Source organism: Ligilactobacillus murinus DSM 20452 = NBRC 14221, from assembly GCF_001591685.1.
GTDB lineage: Bacteria > Bacillota > Bacilli > Lactobacillales > Lactobacillaceae > Ligilactobacillus > Ligilactobacillus murinus.
Map to the genome: position 1 here is coordinate 1 of NZ_BCVJ01000020.1, position 20,522 is coordinate 20,522.

Below are 20,522 nucleotides of genomic sequence, written 5' to 3' on the forward strand. Positions count from 1 at the left end.
AGTGCTCATTTATCGTTAAAGCTCTATGGATCGTGTGCATTATTCTGTTGTCTCGTGTTCTGCTAACCAATCGATAAGCGTTTGCCGTTTGATGAGTGTGTTCATCCCGTCGATCTTAACGACTGGCAAACCTTTCTTTATCCATTTATCAACTGGTGTCACTGACTTAAGCCCCATGAACCTAGCCACTTCGCTTTTAGTCATGTATGGAGCGCTAGGGATGTTAGTAGCGGCCTTTAGCATCGTTACTAGTTGGCCAACGCTTTTAAAATCTTCCGTCAGTTGCATGTCTTCGGTGTCTAGTGTGATCGTTACTTTAGCCATTGTCTTGAGCTCCTTTGCTTAAATATTCCAGCCAGTCAGTGCGGATCTGTGCAATTAATAGCGCTCGATTTCTTAAGGCTAGCTGTTTGATCTCGTTCTTGAGTGGTTCGGTCGCTCTGATGAGTTCGTCTTGATCAGTTGCGATATAGTAGCCAGTCTTTGCGCCATTTCGTACGCCTACGATTGGCACACCGTGATCAATTACTAGATCACGAATGACCTTTCTTACCGCTCGTTGGCTTAGATCTGTCATACTTGCTAGATAAGCAGTAGGGCGGGTGTTATCTGCTCCATAGCCTAGAAGTGATAAAATGGTCCGCTCGTCTGATGTTAGTTGTCTTCGTTTCATTCGTGCGCCTCCTGTTGATTTTGAGCTAATGAGTTGCTGACGCCTGCCATACCGTCACAAATAAAGTCTAGGCTATCTGTAATGAGTGGCAGTACTGTAGTAACTAAGTAAAGCTTGTCTGCTGGTTTCATCTCGCCGTTTTCTGATACGTATGCTTTTAGCAACTCGTTTACTGTCCGTGCTCTGATTTGTAGCTCGTCTAGTTTGTTGATCTCTGTTTCATTGGTATATTGCATTGTGATCGCTCCTTTATTCTTCCGGACAAGTGGCGTCCGATAATTTGTATAGATCCTTGCTGTGACTGCTTAAAGCATCCCTTAGCTTTGGTAATAACTTAATCAAGTAAGTTTGTGCGGTAGGTTCGCCACGTCTTAGATCCATGATATAGGCGTCTAAGAGTTCAGCGTACAAGTCAGTTTGATTTGCTAACTTGCCTAGTTCTATTGAGATATCTAATAGCTTTTCTTGTTCTTCTGTCATGTTAAAGCTCTCCTTTGATGTATTTTGGGTTTGGGATGTGGGTTGACTCGTTGGTGGGGCTATTTGTCTAAAACTGTGATTAATTCCAGCGTCTTGACGATATTTTTACCAAGCTCTAAAACTGTGGTGCTTTCTAGCACATCATTTAGTAGTCGGCGCTTCAAGTATTCAAGGTCTCGCTCTTCTTGTGTCTGCGGTGCTTGTGGCTCATGATCGAATAAACTTTCTTGCTCGATCTTTGGCGCTTCTTGTGGCGCTGGGATCGCTTCAGTTTCATTTCTCAAGCGGTGGAACTCGTTGATATATAACGCTGTGAACTGAGTACCTTTAACGCCTGTCATTTTGTTGGCGATCATCTCACAACCTAAGCGACTTACTAAAAAGCTTGGGTACTTTGTTTTGTTTTGCGGATCGATAAAAGATGACTCAATAAAATAGAGGTCGGGATCTAAAATACCGTATTTACCAGCACTTTGGGGGTCTGCCCAAGTTTGGGCACCCCTATCTTTTAGCTGTTCTTGAGCTTTTTTTAGATCGTCAACATGTTTTCTAATATCTCTCATCAAGTGGCGATGTGTTTTTCCAGCCCATTGAGCAACTAGGCGACTATCAATATATTTAACGTCCTTAGAAAAATAGTTCGTGATGTCGTTGGTATACTCACGCCGTAAAAATAGCTCGACTTGTTTCAGGGATGTATCTAACGGGTGACTCTCTCCGACGATCCATAATCTTAAACGGCTCGGATCCATGTTATAGCTTGGGTCTTGGTTCATGCGATCGGCTAACTCTTGATAAGTTAAGCCGTTGCGTTCTCTGTAGTCCTTTAACTCTGCGATTGTGTTATTTAATTTCTTTGTCTTCATGGTGTATCTTCCTTTCTTTTACTTGATGATGTTTTCATCAACTGAAATTATTAACTTGTCTTCTGGTGCAACGCCTTTTAAAACTTTGATATAAAAGCTATATTCTTCAGGTTCAAAGTCCTCGCCTAATTCGTCGTTAAGTTGTTTGACTGTGTCGGCAACATGCTTTTTTGCTTCTTCCAATGTATGGAAAGCACCTAATAGGCAAACATCTGTTACGAACTCCATTTTTTCGCCTAGTGGGTAATCAATCGGGGTCAATACTACGTAAACATCTTTATTATTTGGTTCATGTTCTTTTAGTATCATTTTTTAATCTCCTAACTTTTCTTTTAACTCGTGATAATCAGTGACGCCAGCTTGATATAATGCGGTCAACTGACTTTCTTTAGCCATATACTTTGAACGCTCTGCGCTGGTCAAAGCTTCAGCAAATACCGACGCCTTACGATCTAAGCCACGATCACGCTTTAACTTGCTTGCGTTGTTTCCAGCGGTAACCATGTATAAAAGTTGTGTCATGCTTCGGATCTCACCGCTTAGATTATCACCTTGGTAGTGCTCTTTTAGGCAGTCTGTGAGCTGTCGGCGTAAGTCTTTCTCAATGTCGTATAGAGTATTACGCTTGATTAGTTCTTGTTCCATTTCGTCAAAGCGTGAGAAATAGGCAAGTTTAAACTTCATTGCTTCCTTACCGTTAAAGCTAGTGACTAGCATTGTGAACCCGAAGCGGTCAAGATCGTAACTTCTTACAGTTCTACCGTTCTCGGTGATGTAAGTTGTCTCTTTGAAATGATCTTTAAAACGGGTGTTAGCTGAGCCCATTTTTGGGCTGAATTCATTTTTATTAATTGAGCCCATTTTTAAGGTTGGTGTTTTAGAATTAATTGTCTTGTTCCAATCTTCCTTAATTTGATCGATTTTTCTTAATACGTGTGTATGTCGCTTGTGAAATACCTGCGCCACGTTTAGACTGCTTGTGATCGCCTTGCGGTCTTTTATCATGACTTCGGTTAATTGTTCTAATTCGTTCATCCCTCTAGCTCCTTTCTATTTGCTAACTTGCTTGTGTGGCTATTTGCGTCCTAGTAACTTCATTGGGTCTACTTGCAGGAAGTCAGCAACTTGCATTAATTTATCGCTTGGTGCTCGCTTGCCCCACTTAGCAACTGTGCCATTACTGAAAAATAGGGCTCGTTCTAACTGTCTGACCGAATAACCTTTCTTTTTGGCTTCTTTCTTGATATTGTCGTAAATCATCTATATCGCTCCTTTTTATAGAATAAAAATCTTTATCATTGTAATGTGTAGAAAAATGAGCTACAATATAAACATAAAGAAAAAGGCAACTAACTAGCGACTAATAGTTAAATGCGTTTTTATGGTATTCAATTATCTACAACTAAAACTATATAGCTTATTTTTCTATATGTCAATATTTTTGTAGCTTATTTTTCTTAATTTAACTTTTTAAGGTGGTTAAAATGTCGATATATCAACGAATTAAAGACCTTGCGAATGAGAAAAATGTTTCTATACGAGAGCTTGAAAAACAACTCGGCTTTAGTAATGGGGCAATTAATAAATGGAAAGATAAAGCGCCAAGCGATAAATTAGAGGCAGTAGCGGACTATTTCGGCGTAACTGTTGATTATTTACTGGGAAAAACAAGTGTTAAATATACAGTAGAAGGCGGTTTTTATGATCAACTTGGCAACTTTGATCCACTAGGCAGAGATGTTTCTTTAAGAGCGGCGACGTATAACGAAAGAGCCATTTTGCTAACTACGTTCAATATGTTAAATAATTTAGAATTTTTGAACGGCGGAGCTATTGGCAGTGCTAATATAGAAAGGATGAAATATTACACTAGCGACGACTACCAAAAAATTAACGATATAGAGAAAGAAGAAATTGCAAACCTCATCATTAGACTTTTTAGTTTCTTAACTACACCACATACAAAAGAAAGAAATAAGGCGAAAAAAATGGTTAATAGATTGATACGGGAACTACCTGATGATTTTTACAATATTGATACTTCTGATTAATCGCCAGTATCACGCCTAAAAATGTAGGGTTTTGTTGGGTTTTCGCCACAAGTGGAGAAAGTAGTATTTTGTAGTACTTTAGCGATCGCTTTTACAGTCCGAACAATCTGCAATAAGCTTCTAAGTGGTTTTGAGCCACTTAGCCAGTGCATCCCTGATTACTCCACTTCTAGGGATGTCATACGATCCAATACATATACAAGCGAATAGATACCAGTGATAAAGCCGTCCTATCGTGCATTACTTTAAGCCACCTAGCCCGTGCAATAAAGATAAAGGACTGATAAACATGGCTAAAATTACAGAGTATCAAACTAGCAAAGGGAAGTTTTACCGCTTCCGTGTATATGCTGGGATCGATGAGATGACTGGCAAAAAGAAATATATCAAGCGTGCAGGTTTCAAGACTAAGGCAGAGGCTAAAAAAGAACTGGTCAAGTTAGAGTATGATGCTTCAAATGGCAATTACTTCAAGCCACTAGATAGCAAGCTTTTTAAAGATGTCTACTTGATGTGGTTAGATCAGTATAAAACAACGGTCAAAGAGTCAACACTTAATAAGGTGCTGTCACTTTTTAAAAATCAGATATTGCCACAAATGGGGCTGTATCGGGTGGATAAGCTAAACCTTGCTAACTGTCAAAAAGCGGTCAATGTTTGGGCTAGTAGTTCGCCTGCATCATTTAAGCAGTTGCTTGGGTATGCTTCTAATGTGATAGATTTTGCTAAAAGATTAGAGTTGACCGATCGCAACCCGTTTAAAGATGTCATCAGACCACGTCAAAAGATAATACGAAGTGAACGCAATTACTTTGAACCAATAGAATTAAAACGTTTCTTGACCATTGCGAAAAAAATGGGACTTAAAAACTATGCTGTACTTAGAATGTTAGCTTATAGCGGTATGCGAATAGGGGAGCTTATAGCTCTGACGTGGGACGATGTCGATTTTGTAAATAGCACGATCAGCATCAGTAAAACAGTAGCTAGGGGGGTTGGCAATAAGGCTATTATACAATCTCCCAAAACTCCAGCTAGCAAGCGCTTGTTAGTTATGGATAACGAAACGATGCAAGTCCTGAGACGTTGGCAAGTCAAGCAAGCTAGTTACTTGTTAAAGTGTGGGATCAATGCGATGTCTAGCAAACAACTAGTATTTAGTAATACTAAAAACGAATTTTTAGCACGCTGTACGGTCTATGCTTGGGTAAAAAAGATCTGTGCGATCGATACTAGTTTACCTAAGATCACCCCTCACGGCTTCAGACACACGCACGCTACTTTGTTATTATCTGCGGGTGCTAGCGTCAAAGAAGTTCAAACTCGTTTAGGTCATGAAAAAGTACAAACAACGCTTGATGTTTACACTCACTTGACTAAGCAAGATCAAAAGGCAACGATCAATAAACTTGTTAAATATCTGGGATAGAGACCCTAAAAGAGACCCTTAAATTTTTTGTAAGCGTAAAAGTGCTTGTTATAGCAAGTTTTGCCGATTGATAGTATACTAGATTTGAATAGATAAATGAGGTGATTATATGAGTTGGGAAGAAACTTATACTATTTGGAACAAACGACCTGATCTAGCACCTGAAGTTCGGGAAGATCTTGATAAGATCGCAAATGATAAAGAAGCATTAGAAGATGCCTTTTATACCCCAATGGAATTTGGGACAGCTGGGATGCGTGGTTTGATCGGTGCTGGGATCAACCGCATGAATATTTATACTGTGCGCCAAGCAACTGAAGGTTTGGCACGTTTTATGGATACCTTGGATGAAGAAACAAAATTACGTGGTGTAGCGATCAGTTATGATTCACGTCACATGTCACAAGAATTTGCATTTGAAGCAGCCCGCGTTTTAGGGGCTCATGGAATTCCAAGCTTTGTCTTTGAAAGCTTGCGTCCAACACCAGAACTATCCTTTACTGTGCGGCATCTACATGCTTATGCCGGGATCATGATCACAGCAAGCCATAATCCAAAACAATATAACGGTTATAAGATCTATGGTGAAGATGGGGCTCAAATGCCACCAAAAGAATCAGATATGATCACAAACTATATTCGTGAAGTTGATGATCTTTTTGCAGTCGAAGTTGCTGATAAAGATGCTTTGATCAATGACAACACATTGCAAGTCATCGGTTCAGAAGTTGATGAAGTTTATTTAGAAAATGCTAAAGAAGTAACGATCGACCGTGAATTAGTTGCTGAAGAAGGTAAAACGATGAAGTTGGTCTTTACGCCACTTCACGGTACTGGTGGGATGTTAGGTGAAAAAGCTTTACGTCAAGCAGGTTTTGAAGACTTTACAATGGTCCCAGAACAAGCTATGCCAGATCCAGAGTTTTCAACCGTTGAACATCCAAATCCAGAGTTTACAGAAGCTTTTGATTTAGCGATCAAATTAGGCAAGAGCCAAAAAGCTGATCTTTTAGTGGCTGTCGATCCTGACGCTGATCGTTTAGGAGCAGCCGTTCGACAACCAGATGGTGAATATGAATTGTTGACGGGTAACCAGATCGCAGCTTTGATGTTGAATTATATTTTAACAGCTCGTAAAAAAGCAGGTAACTTACCAGCAAATGGGGCTTTAGTAAAATCGATCGTTTCTAGTGAATTTGCTGCTAAAGTTGCGGCTGACTTTGGGATCGAAACGATCAATGTCTTGACTGGGTTCAAGTTTATCGCTGAACAGATCCAACACTTTGAAGAAACAAATGAACACAGCTTCATGTTAGGTTTTGAAGAAAGTTATGGTTATTTGATCCGTCCATTTGTGCGCGATAAAGATGCGATCCAATCTTTAGTACTATTAGCTGAAGTAGCTGCTTTTTACAAGAAACAAGGTAAGAATTTATATGATGGTCTACAAGAGTTATTTGAAAAATACGGCTATTTTGCTGAAAAGACGATCGCTTTGACCTTTGATGGGATCGAAGGTGCACAAGAGATCAAAGACTTGATGGCTAAGTTCCGGCAAGAATTGCCAACTGATTTTGCTGGGTATAAAGTGATCGCAGCTGAGGACTATCAAGCTTCCAGTCGCCAAGATGCAGAAGGTAATGTGACAACGATCAACTTGCCTAAGTCAAATGTTTTGAAATACTTCCTTGAAGATGGAACTTGGATCGCAGTTCGTCCTTCAGGTACAGAACCAAAGATCAAATTTTACATTGGAACACAAGGTACTTCCGAAGCTGATGCACAAGCTAAATGTGAAAAATTTGAAAAAGCGATCAATGATTTCATCAAGGGCTAAAGTTTAGCTATTAGCTGTTGAAGACACGGTGATCAGCCGTGTCTTTTTTTGGTTCTGCTGATGCGAAAATACGTTCGTTGTGGTATAATCTTGTAAGCAATAGTTTTTAATGAGGGGGTAATCATTTGATCGAACGTCAAGCCGATAAAGAGTTCAAATTAGTTTCAAAATATCAACCAACTGGAGACCAACCGCAAGCGATCGATGAGCTTGCAGCAGGGGTCAAAGCGGGTAAAAAAGAACAGATCTTATTAGGGGCTACAGGGACAGGGAAAACTTTTACGATCTCAAATGTGATCGCCAAAGTCAATAAGCCAACTTTGGTCTTAGCTCATAATAAGACCCTGGCAGGCCAGCTCTATGGCGAGTTTAAAGAATTTTTCCCAGACAATGCTGTTGAGTATTTTGTATCCTACTACGATTACTATCAACCTGAAGCTTATGTTCCTTCAAGTGATACTTATATCGAAAAGGATTCAAGCATCAACGATGAGATCGATAAATTACGTCACTCTGCGACTAGTTCGCTATTAGAGCGCAATGATGTGATCGTAGTGGCCTCAGTTTCATCGATCTTTGGGTTAGGTGATCCCAAAGAATACCGTGATCAAGCTCTTTCATTGCGAGTTGGGCAAGAGCTCGAACGGGACAAGTTGTTGAACCAATTGATCGATGTTCAATTTGAACGTAACGATATCGACTTTCAACGGGGGCGTTTTCGTGTTCGGGGGGATGTAGTCGAGATCTTTCCCGCTTCACGAGATGAACAAGCGCTTAGGGTCGAATTTTTTGGTGATGAGATCGATCGGATCCGAGAAGTTGACCCTTTGACTGGCGAGATCTTAGGTGAGCGCAATCACGTTGTTATCTTCCCAGCGACGCACTTTTTGACAAGTGGCGAACGTTTAGAAGGATCTATCAAGAGCATCGAGGCTGAATTAGCTCAAAGGTTAGAAGTTTTGCGCGCTGATGGCAAGCTATTAGAGGCCCAACGCTTAGAACAAAGGACGACCTACGATATTGAAATGTTGCGTGAAATGGGATATTGTTCGGGGATCGAAAATTATTCACGGCATATGGATGGAAGAAAACCAGGTGAAGCACCGTATACATTGTTAGACTTCTTCCCAGATGATTTTTTGATCGTGGTCGATGAATCCCATGTTACGATGCCCCAAGTGCGTGGAATGTACAATGGTGACCGCTCACGTAAGCAGATGTTAGTCGATTACGGGTTTCGGTTGCCAAGTGCCTTAGATAATCGGCCGTTAAAGCTAGCTGAATTTGAAGAGCGAGTAGATCAGATCATTTATATGTCGGCGACCCCAGGTGTTTATGAACAAGAACGTACCGATACAGTCGTGCAACAGATCATTCGGCCGACTGGATTATTGGATCCAGAAGTTGAAGTTCGCCCGATCATGGGGCAAATGGACGATCTAGTAGCTGAGATCGATAAACGGACTAAACGAGATGAGCGCGTCTTTGTAACGACTTTGACTAAGAAAATGGCAGAAGATCTGACGGATTATTTCAAAGAGATGAGCATTAAAGTCAAGTATTTGCATTCTGATATCAAGACGCTTGAACGGACCCAGATCGTACGGGATCTTCGTTTAGGAAAATTTGATGTGCTCGTTGGGATCAATTTATTACGTGAAGGGATCGATGTACCAGAGGTCTCCTTAGTTGCGATCTTAGATGCCGATAAAGAAGGCTTTTTGCGCAATGAACGTTCCTTGATCCAAACGATCGGTCGTGCTGCGCGAAATGAAAAGGGACACGTGATCATGTATGCTGATACAATAACAGATTCGATGCAAGCAGCGATGGATGAAACAGCAAGGCGGCGGGCGATCCAAATGCAATATAATGCTGAACATGGGATCGTGCCAAAAACTGTTAAAAAAGCGATCCGCGATGTGATCACAATGACGACTAAACCAAAAGAAAGTACTAAAGCTTTAAATGATAAACTCGATTTTGATGAATTGAGTAAACCAGAACAACGAGAAATGATCGCACGTTTAGAGGAGCAAATGAAAACTGCCGCTAAGAACCTCGACTTTGAGGATGCCGCCGCTTTACGTGATACTGTGATGGAATTAAAAGCACAGCTTGATTAAGCAGAAAGGATGAAAGTTGTGGGAAAAAATAAGATTACGATCCGTGGTGCCAGAGAGCATAATTTAAAAGATATCAATGTTGAGATCCCCAAAGAAAAGCTTGTCGTGATCACGGGTCTCTCCGGTTCAGGTAAAAGTTCGCTCGCCTTTGATACTTTATATGCTGAAGGCCAACGTCGCTATGTTGAGAGTTTGTCAGCGTATGCTAGGCAATTTTTAGGTCAGATGGATAAACCCGATGTCGATTCGATCGATGGACTTTCACCAGCGATCTCGATCGATCAAAAGACGACTTCAAAGAATCCCCGCTCAACGGTTGGGACTGTAACAGAGATCAATGACTACTTGCGTTTGTTATGGGCACGAGTAGGGACGCCGATCTGTCCAAATGATGGTAGTGAGATCACGAGCCAATCGCCAGAGCAGATGGTCGATCGAGTTTTGCAGCTCCCTGAAAGGACTAAACTCCAGATCTTAGCACCGATCGTGGTAGGTAAGAAAGGACAACATAAAAAAGTTTTAGAGAAGATCAAACGTGAAGGTTTTGTCCGAGTCATGATCGATGGAAACTTACGCGATATTGCTGAAGATATCGAACTAGACAAGAATCTCAAACATGATATCTTTGTGGTGGTCGATCGGATCGTTGTTAAAACAGGGATCCGCTCACGCTTATTTGATTCATTTGAAGCAGCGTTACGCTTGGCTGAAGGCCGGGTGTTCGTTGATGTGATCGGCGACAAAATGTTACAGTTTTCGGAAAACTTTGCTTGTCCTTATTGTGGCTTTACGATCGGAGAACTTGAACCACGACTATTTTCTTTTAATGCGCCTTTTGGAGCTTGTCCAGATTGTGATGGCTTAGGCATGAAGCTTGAAGTCGATATCGATCTAGTCGTACCTGATCGAAAAAAGACCCTTAATGAAGGAGCAATGGAACCATGGAATCCGATCAGTTCCAAATATTATCCAACTTTGTTAAAGCAAGCATGTGAAGCTTTCGGGATCGATATGGATACCCCATTTGAAGATCTACCTCAAGAACAACAAGATATCGTTTTGTATGGTGCTAAAGATAAGACTTTCCATTTCCGGTATGAAAATGATTTTGGCGGGATCCGTGACATTGATACGACCTTTGAAGGGGTCATCCCAAACATTGATCGGCGTTATCATGAGACTAATAGCGATTTTACCCGCGATGTGATGCGTAAATATATGACGAGCTTGCAGTGTCAAACTTGCCATGGTTATCGCTTGAATCGCCAAGCTCTAGCAGTCAAGATCGCCGGTAAGCATATCGGTGAAGTTTCTGATTTACCGATCGCTGATGAATTGGCCTTTTTTGCGGGCTTGGAATTTAGTGAGCAAGCGACTCAGATCGCACGCCCGATCTTAAAGGAGATCAAAGACCGCTTAACATTTTTGGTGAATGTCGGTTTGGATTATCTGAATTTAAGCCGTTCAGCTCGTACACTTTCTGGGGGCGAAGCTCAACGGATCCGCTTAGCGACCCAGATCGGTTCTAACCTTTCAGGAGTCTTATATATTTTAGATGAACCTTCGATCGGTCTACATCAACGTGATAATGACCGTTTGATCGCTTCTTTACGCGCCATGTGTGAGTTAGGAAATACTTTGGTCGTAGTGGAACATGATGAAGACACGATGCGGGCGGCTGATTATTTGATCGATATCGGTCCGGGTGCTGGAATAGAAGGTGGTCAGGTCATGGCTGCAGGTACGCCTAAGCAAGTTGCACGTTTGAAGAAATCGTTGACTGGACAATATCTAGCTGGGAAAAAATATATTCCGATCCCAGCTACTAGGCGTCAAGGGAATGGAAATTTTGTAGAGATCATTGGTGCAACAGAGAATAATCTTAAGGACATCGATGTGAAATTCCCGTTGGGTGAATTTATTGCGGTCACAGGTGTCTCGGGTTCTGGTAAGTCCACATTGGTCAATATGATCTTAAAACGAGCTTTAGCTCAAAAACTACACCATAATTCTGAAAAACCAGGTAAATTCAAGCAGATCACGGGTACTGAACATCTTGAAAAAGTTATCAATATCGATCAAAGTCCGATCGGGCGTACTCCGCGAAGTAATCCGGCGACATATACGGGAGTCTTTGATGATATACGAGGATTATTTGCCCAAACTAACCAAGCTAAGTTACGTGGTTATGGCAAAGGGCGTTTTAGTTTTAACGTTAAAGGTGGTCGTTGTGAAGCCTGCAAAGGGGATGGGATCATCAAGATCGAGATGAATTTCTTACCTGATGTATATGTGCCATGTGAAGTTTGTCATGGAGCGCGTTATAATTCTGAAACACTAGAAGTTGAATATAAAGGCAAAAATATTGCGCAGATCTTAGAAATGAATGTCTTAGAAGCATTAGAATTCTTTAGTGCGATCCCTAAGATCAAGCGTAAATTACAGACGATCGTTGATGTTGGGTTAGGTTATGTATCATTAGGTCAACCGGCAACGACTTTATCTGGTGGTGAAGCTCAACGAATGAAATTAGCTTCTGAATTGCATCGTAAATCAGCGGGTAAGACCTTTTATATTTTAGATGAACCAACGACCGGTTTGCATACAGATGATATCAAGCGTTTATTGAATGTTTTACAACGATTGGTGGATAAGGGCAATACGGTATTAGTGATCGAGCACAATTTAGATGTTATCAAATCGGCGGACCATTTGATCGATCTAGGACCAGAAGGTGGCCAACGTGGTGGACAGATCGTCGGAGTCGGGACACCTGAAAAATTATGTCAGATCAAACAAAGTTACACGGGTAAATATTTAAAACCGCTCTTGGAAAAGGGGCATTATGAACCACGGCAAGATTAAGACTTGCTTTTTAACCTCAAACTGTTAAAGTTAAGGTGTACAATTAATAATAGAGGTGTTGCTAGAATGGCAGAAGTTGAAAGCTTTACATTGGATCATACCGCAGTCAAGGCACCTTATGTGCGTTTGATCACGGTAGAAGAAGGTCCAAAGGGAGACCAGATCTCAAATTTTGATCTTAGATTGGTCCAACCAAATGAAAATGCGATCCCAACAGCAGGCTTGCATACGATCGAGCACATGTTAGCTGGTTATTTACGCGACCACATGGATGGCGTGATCGATTGCTCGCCATTTGGTTGCCGGACAGGTTTTCATCTGATCATGTGGGGAAAACATGATACGGTTGAAGTTGCTAAAGCCTTAAAAGCATCCTTAAATGATATTTTGAATGCTTCTTGGGACGATGTTCAAGGAACTGATATCAAGAGTTGTGGTAATTACCGTGATCACTCATTGTTCTCAGCCAAAGAATGGTGTCAAAAGATCTTGGATGAAGGTATCTCATCCGATCCATTTGAACGTAAAGTAGTAGAATAATAGACAACTTAGGGCTAGCTCAAGTTTTGGGCTAGCCCTTTTTGGGGACTAGGTTAGTAAGTTGTGCTAGATTGAAAAAAAATAAATTAAATTTTTCACATGTAGTGTCAAAAGGTGAACTTTAGTGATACATTAATAAAAAATGACTTAAGTTGAGGTGAAAAAGGTGAGCGGGAATTACAAGAGTGTTTTTGATATTATCGGACCTGTTATGGTAGGGCCTTCAAGTTCACATACTGCTGGAGCGGTGGCGATCGGTCAAGCAGCCCATAAAATATTTGGCGAACCGATCGAACAGGTGATAGTCGATTACTATGAATCTTTTGCTAAAACACATCAGGGGCATGGAACTGACTATGCGGTGATCGCAGGTGTGTTAGGAATGCAAACCGACGATCTGCGCGTCCCTGAAGCAGTCGATATTGCACGGGCTCAAGGGATCGAGGTCGTTTTTAATGAACATGAAGGAAAAAGTCCGATCGGGCATCCAAATACAGCGATCATTACGTTAAAAAATGCCGATAAAATGATCAAAGTTGGTGGTTGTTCGATCGGTGGCGGTACGATCGAGATCCGAGAACTTGAATTAGATGGCTGTCGTTTTGCACCTCTAGGCCCCTTGCCGATCATGCTTTGCTGGGCTGAGACGGATTTTACAGCTCACATCAAAGAGAGTTTAAATCAAGATAATGTCAAGATCAGACATGAGATGACTAATATTTTTGGACAAGGTAACTTGATCCATGAGTTTGATCTTGACCGCTTGCCACCAAAAAATATTTTAGAGCAGATCAAAGCACAAAGTCGCAGTTTGGTCTGTCTATGATCGAGGAACTTATATGTATAACAGTGTAGCAGAGATAGTAGAGACGGCAATCAAGCAAGATAAACCTATCTGGGAATTGATGTTAGAACAAGAGATGGCTTATTCACGCGCTAGTCGAGCTGAAGTTTGGGCTAAGATGCAACGTCAATTGGAAGTGATGTTAGCAGCAGCTAAACGCGGGACTACAGGTGATGGGGTCCACTCACCAACTGGATTGACTGGGGGCGAGGCGGCTAAGATGCGAAAATATCGTGAATCAGGGCAAGGCTTGACGGATGAAACGGTCCTTTATGCGATCGAAAATTCATTAGCCACAAATGAAGTCAATGCGGCTATGGGATTGATCTGTGCCACCCCAACAGCAGGCTCTTCAGGAACGATCCCAGGCGTATTGTTTGCATTACAAAAAAAGCGAGGATTGACGACTGACCAGATGGTAGCCTTTCTTTTTTGTGCCAGTGCATTTGGAATGGTGACAGCCAACAATGCGATGATCGCAGGTGCTACTGGTGGTTGCCAAGCCGAAGTCGGTAGTGCTTCAGGCATGGCTGCAGCTGCGGCAGTTGAGATCTGTGGTGGTAGTCCAACGCAAGCAGCTGAAGCTTTTGCAATGGCATTGAGCAATTTGTTGGGGCTGGTCTGTGATCCAGTCGCTGGTTTAGTTGAGATCCCTTGTGTTAAACGGAATGTCGTTGGTTCGGTCAATGCACTGGCTGCAGCCGACATGGCTTTAGCAGGTTTGGAAAATAAGATCCCCGCGGATGAAGTGATTTTAGCAATGAAACGGATCGGTAAGCGCCTACCAGCCCAACTGCGTGAAACTGGGCTAGGGGGCTTGGCGGCGACACCAACAGGGATCAAGATGAAATTGAAGATCTTTGGGCAAGAACTAGATCTAGATTAAAAGCAGTTCAGACGAGCTGCTTTTTTAATAGGCTAAGATCGCTGTTTAATGAATGATACACCCGGATGTGTTATAATTAGTCGATGGATTTTAATTGGGGGCGTTAATAATGGCAGAAACAATACAATTAGTCGTAGTGACCGGAATGAGTGGTGCCGGAAAGACCGTTGCGATGCAAAGTTTTGAAGATCTTGGGTATTTTTGTGTGGATAATATGCCACCAGCTTTATTAGGGAAATTCTGGGAGTTAGTCAAGGAATCCGGCAAGATCAGTAAGGTCGCTTTAGTGATCGATCTGCGTTCGCGGGCTTTTTACGATGAGATCTTTGGAATGCTCCAAGAGTTAGATGATGGCAACGATAATTTACGGCCGAAGATCTTATTTTTAGATGCATCGGATGAAGAATTAGTAGCTCGCTATAAGGAGACAAGAAGAGCGCATCCTTTAGCAATGGATGGGCGTGTTTTAGATGGTATCCAACATGAACGTGAATTATTATCCGAGATCAAATCTAAAGCCCAACTTGTGATCGATACTAGCAAGATCTCACCGCGTCAGTTACGAGAAGAGCTCTTTTTGAACTTTGAAAGCGATCAAAGTACGGCATTTCATGTTAATGTAATGTCGTTTGGGTTTAAATATGGGGTCCCGATCGATGCTGACATCGTGATGGATGTTCGTTTCTTACCAAATCCGTATTATGTTAAAGACTTACGTGAAAAAACAGGCAATGATCAGGCAGTCTATGATTATGTCATGAACTCCGAGATGACTGAAGAATTTTATCAACAATTTATCAAGATGTTGCGTTTTGTAATGCCTGGCTATCAAAAAGAAGGTAAGTCAAGTGTTACGATCGCGATCGGGTGTACTGGTGGGCAACATCGTTCAGTGGCACTGGCTAATCGTATTGGAAAAGCTCTACAAGAGAAGTATCCGGTGAACATCACCCACCGTGATATGGCGAAACGAAAGGAGACTGTGAATCGTTCATGATGAAGTCAAAAGTAAATCGGCATCGTCCGAAGATCGTGGTGATCGGTGGGGGGACGGGCTTACCCGTTATTTTAAATGGCCTACGCCAACATAATGTCGATATCACTGCTGTCGTGACGGTTGCTGATGATGGCGGTTCCTCTGGGGTCATTCGGGACTATATCAATGTCGTTCCCCCAGGTGATATCCGTAATGTGTTAGTGGCACTGTCAGATATGCCGGAGATCTACAAACAGATCTTTCAATACCGTTTTAAGTCCAACGATCAATTCTTTTCAGGGCATGCAATCGGTAATTTAGTGATCGCTGCTTTGTCTGAAATGGATGACCGTGGGATCTTTGATGCGGTCCAAGAACTTTCCGAATTGATGAAGATCCAGGGACATGTTTATCCTGCATCTGATATACCTTTGACGTTAAATGCTCGTTTTACTGATGGAACGACTTTGGCGGGAGAATCACATATTTCGGCGGCTGGCAAAACGATCGAAAAAGTTTGGGTGACTTCGATCGATGATGAAAAACCTGAGGCTAAAGCCGAAGTCGTTCAGGCGATCATGGAAGCTGATCAGATCGTTTTAGGACCGGGGAGTTTATTTACCAGTATTTTGCCTAACCTGATGATCGATAATGTTGGGCGGGCTGTTTGTGAGACTAAAGCCGAAGTCGTTTATATCTGTAATATTATGACTCAAAAAGGTGAGACTGAACACTTTACCGATGCTGAACATGTTCGGGTCTTGAATCGGCATTTAGGGCAACGCTTTATCGATACTGTGTTGGTCAATACTGAACCAGTACCAAAAGATTATATGGATCGTCAAAAATATGATGAATATTTATATCAAGTGGCTTATGACTTTAATGGTTTGAGAGAACAAGGGTGTCGTGTGATCTCAGACAACTTTTTGAAATTACGCGACCGTGGCGTTTTTCATGATGGAGAACAGGTCGTGAAAGAATTGATGCGGTTGCTCGGACGCCCTAAGTCATGGTATGCCAATGAATTAAATTAGAGGGGTGGCTAAATGTCATACGCCAGTGACGTAAAAAAAGAATTGACGACACTTGAGGTGCATTTTGGCAATGCAAAGGCGGAATTGATGGCTTTGATCCGGATGAATGGTTCGCTTAGCATTGTTGATCATCAATTTGTCTTGAGTGTTCAAACTGAAAATCCTGCGATCGCTCGGCGCATCTATGTTTTATTAAAACAATTCTACGATGTTGAAAGTGAATTGTTGGTGCGTCGCAAGATGAAGTTAAAGAAGAATAACTTATATATCGTGCGCTTAAAAACGGGAAGCGATCATGTTTTAAAAGATCTAGATATTTTAGATGGTTTCCAGATCAAAGAAACAGTTCCGTTAGACTTTCTAGATGATGATGCCAAAGTAAGATCTTACTTACGAGGGGCTTTTTTAGCAACTGGTTCGGTCAATAATCCAGAAACAAGTCGGTACCATTTAGAGATCTATTCGTTGTATGAAGATCACAATGAAACGATCTGTAAGATGATCAATCGTTATGGTTTAAATGCGCGCACAACTGAGCGCCGAAGTGGTTATATCACCTATCTGAAAGAGGCCGAAAAGATCGCTGATTTCCTATCTTTGATCGGGGCTACAGCTTCAATGTTGAAGTTTGAAGATATCCGGATCGTTCGCGATATGCGAAATTCAGTCAACCGTATCGTAAATTGTGAGAATGCCAACATGAACAAGGTCGCTGATGCAGCTAAACGACAGATCGAAAATATCGAATATTTAGATCAACGGGTCGGGCTTGAGAGTTTGCCGCAAAAGTTGCAAGAAGTAGCTCAAGCGCGGATCGCTCATCCAGAGGTCAGTTTAAAAGAACTCGGTGAATTAGTTGCGGGAGGGCCGATCTCAAAATCAGGGATCAATCATCGTCTGCGTAAATTAAATGAGTACGTACAGCAGTTGCGTGCGGGAGAAAATGAGAATATTTCAAATGGATAAAGTCGATAATTTAGATTTTTGCTGAATTGTCGGCTTTATTTGTGTGTAAAATTAAGTTTTTGATGAGCTAATTATAATTTTTGGATTGACTTTATAATTATTTTCAGGTAGATTAACAATTATCAAACCGAGCCAAAAGATCAAAGGGGGAATTTTTATGAGTGTAAAGAAAATAACGGGACGTGAATTTACCTTAAATGTATTGAACGGTATCAGCATGGGAGTGGTGGTCTCGCTGATCCCAGGGGCTTTATTGGGACAATTGATGCAAGCTTTAGTAAAGATCTGGCCGACATTTGCGCATGCTGTTTTGGATATCACTACATTTAATATGAGTTTACTACCAGCGATGGCAGGTTTTAGTGTCGGCTATCTTTTTAAAATGAACATGGTCCAGATGAGTTCGATCGCTGGGGCGGCAATGGTCGGTTCTGGTGTGATCGTAAAGACGCAACAAGGTTTTGGTCTAGTTGGGACTGGCGATGTGATCAACGTTGGGGTAACGATCGTCTTTTCTGTTCTCTTAGCTTGGTTGATCGGTAATAAGTTTAAAAACTATACGATCTTATTGCTACCGATCATTGTGATCGTTATCGGTGGTAGTTTAGGGTTATTGGTCTTGCCATATGTTAAAGCGGTGACTGGTTTGATCGGAGCTGGGATCAAAACATTTACGCTCTTACAACCTATTTTGATGGGGGTCTTAATGGGGATTGCGTTTGCTGTGTTGATCTGTTCGCCGATCAGTTCAGTGGGGATCGCAGCTGCGATCGGGATCACGGGGATCGCCTCGGGATCTGCTAATTTAGGCATTACCGCTGGGGCATTCACTTTGGCGATCATGGGAAGTTCAGTCAATAGCTTGGGGACCGTGATTGCACACTTTTTTGGTACGCCTAAGATCCAAATGGGAAATATGCTGGAAAAACCTATTCTTTATCTACCAGTAGCCATCAGTTCGGCGATCATGGGTGGTTTAGGTGCAGTGTTTGATATTCAAGGAACACCGATGAGTGCTGGCTTTGGCTTTAGTGGCTTGGTCGGGCCGTTGACAGCCTATGGTTTTATGGCATCTGGTTGGTTGAGTATTTTAAGTTTGAGTTGTTTGTTTGTAGTGCTACCTGTCCTCTTAGGTTATTTAATGAAATACATTTTTATTGATAAGAGAAAGCTCATTTCGGCGACAGATCTATTATTAAAAACAGATTAAAAAATAAGAGTGTGAGATATCCGGCATTGACCGCACGTCTCACACTCTTATTTTTTAATGTTTATTTTTTCTTTTTATTTTTCATGATCCCATCGATCAAACCGTAGTCAACTGCTTGTTGTGCGGTCATGAAGTTATCCCGTTCAGTGTCACGATCTATCGTTTCGATATCTTGTCCAGAATGTTCAGCTAAGATCTCGTTGATCAATTTGCGTGTCTTCAAGATGTGTTCGGCTGCGATCTGGATCTCAGTCGATTGACCTTGTGCCCCGCCTAATGGTTGGTGGATCATGATCTCTGAGTTAGGTAATGCAAAGCGCTTGCCTTTAGCACCAGCTGTAGCCAAAACAGAAGCCATTGAAGCTGCCATTCCCATAACGATCGTTTGCACGTCTGCATTAACAAAATTCATAGTATCATAAATTGCTAATCCAGCTGATACGGAACCACCGGGAGAGTTGATATACATATAGATATCTTTTTCAGGATCTTGGGCATCTAAGAAAAGTAATTGGGCGATGATCGCATTTGCCATATCATCGTTAACTTCACCTGAGACCATGATGATCCGGTCTTTTAAGAGACGAGAATAGATATCATAGGCACGTTCTCCCTGAGATGATTGTTCAATAACTGTAGGAACTAAATTCATAGTGGGAACCTCCGCAATATTAATAAATTTAAAGTCAGTGACTGACTGTGTATTGCTATTGTAACCTATTGGTCAAAAATGGTCAAATCAAATAAACTTGCATTTGCTAAAAATATCTGTTGCTATTTAGTGCGGAATCGTACTAAATAGGGGAAAATGGAAACCGAGCTAAAACGTTATACTGCAGATCGGATCGCATGTAATCATGTCTACGATCAGTTGATCGCCCAAAATCGGCTTACATCATCATTACTATATGTATTTATAGTATTTGAAATGCATGACTTTAAATTGCCACTGACATGCTTGATAAAAGAAATAGGTCTTCCTAAACAGACGGTCACTTCGATAGTCAACAAGTTGAGCCGAGAAGAAAAGATCGTAACGTTTCCCGACCCGACCGATAAACGCAGTAAGATCTTATATTTAAATGAAGTTGGCCAAGAGCAAGCAAGGGAGGTTTTGACGGAATTACGAACTAAGGAATTAAAAGCTGCGCAAGCTTTAGGGATAGAGAAGTTGCGATTATTAAATGATCTAAATGAAGAGATGTTAGCAAATTTGAAAGGACAGGTAGAGGATAAATGAGTTATGTATATTTAGCAATGGCGATCATCGGTGAATTTTTAGGAACGACATTTTTAAAGATGTCGGATGGATTTACGAAACTATTACTTTCGACTTTAGCATTAGTTGCATATGGTCTATGTTTTTTCTTTTTGGCTAAGTCGTTAGAGGGCCTAGACATAAGTTTAGCTTATGCTGTTTGGGCAGGTGTTGGGATCATTTTAGCGACAGCGGTCAGTGTTTTTTATTTCAAGGAAAGCATTAATTTATTGACCTTATTAGGGATCACTTTGATCATAGTTGGTGTCATTTAACTGATATGGCTGACCGATATAACACTTCCTACAGAAATATGGGGGTGTTTTTTTACAAAAAAATAGCACCTCATTACAATAATGAGATACTATCACCGTAATTTTTGATGCATCACCTGGGAGTCGAACCCAGATTACAAGAACCGGAATCTTGCGTGCGATCCATTACACTAGCGATGCGTACTTTATTATATTAAAATATA

At 41.4% G+C, this 20,522-nt stretch carries 24 protein-coding genes; 14 read left to right on the forward strand and 10 right to left on the reverse strand.

The genetic code is table 11. The annotated features are described in order from the left end of the window. Window positions 1-39 precede the first annotated feature (39 nt). Genes LMU01S_RS05230 through LMU01S_RS05265 form a run of 8 tightly spaced genes read right to left on the reverse strand, consistent with a single transcriptional unit; the run spans window position 40 to window position 3,279 of the window. Window positions 40-324 carry a hypothetical protein gene (locus tag LMU01S_RS05230; RefSeq protein WP_056958087.1) on the reverse strand — a complete coding sequence of 95 codons (285 nt, stop codon included), beginning with the start codon at window positions 322-324 and terminating at the stop codon, window positions 40-42. Next, complete coding sequence (locus tag LMU01S_RS05235; RefSeq protein WP_056958085.1) at window positions 317-673, reverse strand: hypothetical protein; 357 nt, start codon at window positions 671-673, stop codon at window positions 317-319. Before LMU01S_RS05235 ends, LMU01S_RS05230 begins: the two co-directional genes overlap by 8 nt. Further along, entirely contained in the window at window positions 670-909 is a 240-nt protein-coding gene (locus LMU01S_RS05240) for a hypothetical protein (protein ID WP_056958083.1), read from the reverse strand. The genes LMU01S_RS05235 and LMU01S_RS05240 overlap by 4 nt, the downstream gene beginning before the upstream one ends. A gap of 13 nt (window positions 910-922) precedes the next feature. Next, window positions 923-1,153, reverse strand: a complete 231-nt coding sequence (locus tag LMU01S_RS05245; protein ID WP_056958081.1) for a hypothetical protein — start codon at window positions 1,151-1,153, stop codon at window positions 923-925. A gap of 59 nt (window positions 1,154-1,212) precedes the next feature. Further along, the gene (locus LMU01S_RS05250; protein ID WP_056958079.1) at window positions 1,213-2,019 is read right to left on the reverse strand and encodes a Rha family transcriptional regulator; all 807 of its coding nucleotides are present in this window, start codon (window positions 2,017-2,019) and stop codon (window positions 1,213-1,215) included. An 18-nt stretch (window positions 2,020-2,037) separates the two neighbouring features. Further along, window positions 2,038-2,328, reverse strand: a complete 291-nt coding sequence (locus tag LMU01S_RS05255; RefSeq protein ID WP_056958077.1) for a hypothetical protein — start codon at window positions 2,326-2,328, stop codon at window positions 2,038-2,040. Window positions 2,329-2,331: 3 nt separating this feature from the next. After that, window positions 2,332-3,054, reverse strand: coding sequence for a Rha family transcriptional regulator (locus LMU01S_RS05260; RefSeq protein ID WP_056958075.1), 723 nt, complete (start codon window positions 3,052-3,054; stop codon window positions 2,332-2,334). Window positions 3,055-3,093: 39 nt separating this feature from the next. After that, window positions 3,094-3,279, reverse strand: a complete 186-nt coding sequence (locus tag LMU01S_RS05265; protein WP_056958074.1) for a helix-turn-helix domain-containing protein — start codon at window positions 3,277-3,279, stop codon at window positions 3,094-3,096. A 224-nt stretch (window positions 3,280-3,503) separates the two neighbouring features. Here LMU01S_RS05265 and LMU01S_RS10445 point away from each other — a divergent pair, with 224 nt between their 5' ends. Next, window positions 3,504-4,070: a helix-turn-helix domain-containing protein gene (locus LMU01S_RS10445; RefSeq protein ID WP_156470389.1), complete on the forward strand. Its 567-nt coding sequence runs from the start codon at window positions 3,504-3,506 to the stop codon at window positions 4,068-4,070. Here LMU01S_RS10445 and LMU01S_RS10450 read toward each other — a convergent pair. Continuing rightward, window positions 4,067-4,222: a hypothetical protein gene (locus LMU01S_RS10450; RefSeq protein WP_156470390.1), complete on the reverse strand. Its 156-nt coding sequence runs from the start codon at window positions 4,220-4,222 to the stop codon at window positions 4,067-4,069. The genes LMU01S_RS10445 and LMU01S_RS10450 overlap by 4 nt on opposite strands. Before the next feature lie 137 nt (window positions 4,223-4,359). On the opposite strand from LMU01S_RS10450, the gene LMU01S_RS05275 reads away from it, so the two are divergent. From LMU01S_RS05275 to LMU01S_RS05325, 11 genes are all read left to right on the forward strand, one after another. After that, window positions 4,360-5,499, forward strand: coding sequence for a site-specific integrase (locus LMU01S_RS05275; RefSeq protein ID WP_056958071.1), 1,140 nt, complete (start codon window positions 4,360-4,362; stop codon window positions 5,497-5,499). Window positions 5,500-5,608: 109 nt separating this feature from the next. Continuing rightward, window positions 5,609-7,336: a phospho-sugar mutase gene (locus tag LMU01S_RS05280; RefSeq protein WP_056958069.1), complete on the forward strand. Its 1,728-nt coding sequence runs from the start codon at window positions 5,609-5,611 to the stop codon at window positions 7,334-7,336. A gap of 125 nt (window positions 7,337-7,461) precedes the next feature. Further along, window positions 7,462-9,462: an excinuclease ABC subunit UvrB gene (uvrB, locus tag LMU01S_RS05285; RefSeq protein WP_056958068.1), complete on the forward strand. Its 2,001-nt coding sequence runs from the start codon at window positions 7,462-7,464 to the stop codon at window positions 9,460-9,462. Window positions 9,463-9,480: 18 nt separating this feature from the next. Continuing rightward, window positions 9,481-12,327 (forward strand): excinuclease ABC subunit UvrA, encoded by a 2,847-nt coding sequence (uvrA, locus tag LMU01S_RS05290; RefSeq protein ID WP_056958066.1) that lies wholly within the window; start codon window positions 9,481-9,483, stop codon window positions 12,325-12,327. A 66-nt stretch (window positions 12,328-12,393) separates the two neighbouring features. Next, the gene (locus LMU01S_RS05295; RefSeq protein ID WP_004048276.1) at window positions 12,394-12,867 is read left to right on the forward strand and encodes an S-ribosylhomocysteine lyase; all 474 of its coding nucleotides are present in this window, start codon (window positions 12,394-12,396) and stop codon (window positions 12,865-12,867) included. Window positions 12,868-13,033: 166 nt separating this feature from the next. Next, window positions 13,034-13,693: a serine dehydratase beta chain gene (locus LMU01S_RS05300; protein ID WP_056958064.1), complete on the forward strand. Its 660-nt coding sequence runs from the start codon at window positions 13,034-13,036 to the stop codon at window positions 13,691-13,693. Window positions 13,694-13,706: 13 nt separating this feature from the next. After that, the gene (gene sdaAA / locus LMU01S_RS05305; RefSeq protein WP_056958062.1) at window positions 13,707-14,597 is read left to right on the forward strand and encodes an L-serine ammonia-lyase, iron-sulfur-dependent, subunit alpha; all 891 of its coding nucleotides are present in this window, start codon (window positions 13,707-13,709) and stop codon (window positions 14,595-14,597) included. Between the two features lie 109 nt (window positions 14,598-14,706). Continuing rightward, window positions 14,707-15,594 carry an RNase adapter RapZ gene (gene rapZ, locus LMU01S_RS05310; RefSeq protein WP_056958060.1) on the forward strand — a complete coding sequence of 296 codons (888 nt, stop codon included), beginning with the start codon at window positions 14,707-14,709 and terminating at the stop codon, window positions 15,592-15,594. Next, a complete protein-coding gene (gene mgfK / locus LMU01S_RS05315) occupies window positions 15,591-16,610 on the forward strand; it encodes a gluconeogenesis morphogenetic factor MgfK (RefSeq protein ID WP_369946574.1) in 1,020 nt (339 codons plus the stop codon). The genes rapZ and mgfK overlap by 4 nt, the downstream gene beginning before the upstream one ends. A 12-nt stretch (window positions 16,611-16,622) precedes the next feature. Then, entirely contained in the window at window positions 16,623-17,576 is a 954-nt protein-coding gene (whiA, locus tag LMU01S_RS05320; RefSeq protein ID WP_056958058.1) for a DNA-binding protein WhiA, read from the forward strand. Window positions 17,577-17,733: 157 nt separating this feature from the next. Beyond that, window positions 17,734-18,786, forward strand: a complete 1,053-nt coding sequence (locus LMU01S_RS05325; protein WP_056958056.1) for a PTS sugar transporter subunit IIC — start codon at window positions 17,734-17,736, stop codon at window positions 18,784-18,786. 61 nt (window positions 18,787-18,847) lie between these two features. Here LMU01S_RS05325 and clpP read toward each other — a convergent pair whose 3' ends face one another. Beyond that, a complete protein-coding gene (gene clpP, locus LMU01S_RS05330) occupies window positions 18,848-19,438 on the reverse strand; it encodes an ATP-dependent Clp endopeptidase proteolytic subunit ClpP (protein ID WP_004048260.1) in 591 nt (196 codons plus the stop codon). 156 nt (window positions 19,439-19,594) lie between these two features. On the opposite strand from clpP, the gene LMU01S_RS05335 reads away from it, so the two are divergent. Both LMU01S_RS05335 and LMU01S_RS05340 read left to right on the forward strand, forming a co-directional pair. Then, the gene (locus LMU01S_RS05335) at window positions 19,595-20,026 is read left to right on the forward strand and encodes a MarR family winged helix-turn-helix transcriptional regulator (protein WP_056958054.1); all 432 of its coding nucleotides are present in this window, start codon (window positions 19,595-19,597) and stop codon (window positions 20,024-20,026) included. Beyond that, a complete protein-coding gene (locus tag LMU01S_RS05340) occupies window positions 20,023-20,319 on the forward strand; it encodes a DMT family transporter (protein WP_056958051.1) in 297 nt (98 codons plus the stop codon). Before LMU01S_RS05335 ends, LMU01S_RS05340 begins: the two co-directional genes overlap by 4 nt. Window positions 20,320-20,522 lie beyond the last annotated feature (203 nt).